This window comes from Pseudomonas sp. BS-2016, assembly GCF_001806145.1.
Taxonomy (GTDB): Bacteria; Pseudomonadota; Gammaproteobacteria; order Pseudomonadales; family Pseudomonadaceae; genus Aquipseudomonas; species Aquipseudomonas lundensis.
In genome coordinates, this window is record NZ_MLCT01000137.1 from 1 (window position 1) to 1858 (window position 1858).

A 1858-nucleotide genomic window follows, 5' to 3' on the forward strand; every position below is an offset into this window, starting at 1 on the left:
CGACGTTCTTCGCCACGGCTCTGGTGATAGGCACGGATGGCCAAGAGGCCGGCGTACTCACCCTGGGAACCGGCGTTGGGTTGCAGGGAGATCGCGTCGTAACCGGTGGCCGCGCAGAGCATGGCTTCCAGTTCGCTGGTCAGTTGCTGGTAGCCGGCGCTTTGCGCGGCGGGGGCGAACGGGTGCAGGGCACCGAATTCGGCCCAGGTCACCGGGATCATTTCGCTGGCGGCGTTGAGCTTCATGGTGCACGAGCCCAGCGGGATCATGGTGCGGTCCAGGGCCAGGTCCTTGTCGGCCAGCTTGCGCAGGTAGCGCATCAGCTCGGTTTCCGAGTGATAACGGTTGAACACCGGGTGGCTGAGGATCGGCGACTGGCGCAGCAAGGCGCTCGGCAGGGTGCTTTCGGTTGCAGCAAAGGCTGGCAGGGTTTTGCCATCGGCGAAGATGGCCCACAAGGCTTGGATATCGGCCTGGGTGGTGGTTTCGTCGACCGACAGGCCAACGCGTTCGCCATCCACCACGCGCAAGTTGATGCGCTGGGCGCGGGCCTTGTCGTGCAGGGCTGCGGTGTGGGCGCCGGTGTGGATTGTCAGGGTGTCGAAGAAGTGTGCCTGCTCGACTTTCTGGCCCAGGGCAGTCAAACCCTTGGCCAGGATCGCGGTCAGTTGGTGAATGCGCTGGGCGATCTGCGTCAGGCCCTTGGGGCCGTGGTACACGGCGTACATGCTGGCGATATTGGCCAGCAGCACTTGCGCGGTGCAGATGTTGCTGGTGGCTTTCTCGCGGCGGATATGTTGCTCGCGGGTTTGCATCGCCAAGCGCAGGGCCGGCTTGCCGAAGCGGTCGACGGAAACACCGACCAGACGGCCTGGCATGTCGCGCTTGAACGCATCCTTGGTGGAGAAGTACGCCGCGTGCGGGCCACCGAAGCCCAGTGGCACGCCAAAGCGTTGTGCGCTGCCAATGGCGACGTCGGCGCCGAATTCACCCGGCGGCGTCAGCAGGGTCAGGGCCAGCAGGTCGGCGGCCACGGCGACCAGTGCGTTGGCGGCGTGGAAACGTTCGGTCAGTTCGCGATAGTCGAACACATCGCCGTTGCTGGCCGGGTATTGCAGCAGGGCGCCGAAGAACGGGCTGACGTCGGTCAGTTCGCGCTCATCGCCCACTACTACATCGATGCCCAGTGGTTCGGCGCGAGTGCGCAGGACGTCGAGGGTTTGTGGGTGGCTGTGCACCGAAGCGAAGAACGCGTTGCTGCTTTTGTTCTTGCTCAGGCGCTTGCAGAAGGTCATGGCTTCGGCGGCGGCCGTGGCTTCGTCGAGCAGGGAGGCGTTGGCAATCGGCAGGCCGGTGAGGTCGCTGATCAGGGTCTGGAAATTCAGCAGGGCTTCCAGGCGGCCTTGGGAAATCTCGGGTTGATACGGCGTGTAGGCGGTGTACCAGGCCGGGTTTTCCAGCAGGTTGCGCAGGATCGGCGACGGCGTATGGCAGTTGTAGTAGCCCTGGCCGATGTAGGTCTTGAACAGTTGGTTCTGGCTGGCGATGGCCTTGATCTTGGCCAGGGCCTCGGCTTCGCTCAGGCCGTCTTCCAGGCCGAGCACGCTGGTGCCCTTGATGCTTTCCGGGATGACGCTGGCGCTCAGGGCTTCGAGGGAATCAAACCCCAGGCTGGCGAGCATTTGCTGCTCATCTTCCTGGCGCGGGCCGATGTGGCGGGCGATGAATTCGTTGGCGGTGGTCAGATTAACGGTCATGGCGCGCTCCTCAGGCTTCAGCGTTGGCTTTGATCAGGCGGTCGTACGCATCCTGATCCAACAGCTTAGCCACTGCATCGGCATCGGCGGGTTTAAAACGG

At 63.8% G+C, this 1858-nt stretch carries 2 pseudogenes; both read right to left on the minus strand.

Annotated features, from left to right (window positions below):
- Positions 1-1757: pseudogene (locus BKD70_RS23050) on the minus strand (glycine dehydrogenase); the annotation flags it as partial.
- A gap of 10 nt (positions 1758-1767) precedes the next feature.
- Positions 1768-1858: pseudogene (locus BKD70_RS23055) on the minus strand (glycine cleavage system protein H); the annotation flags it as partial.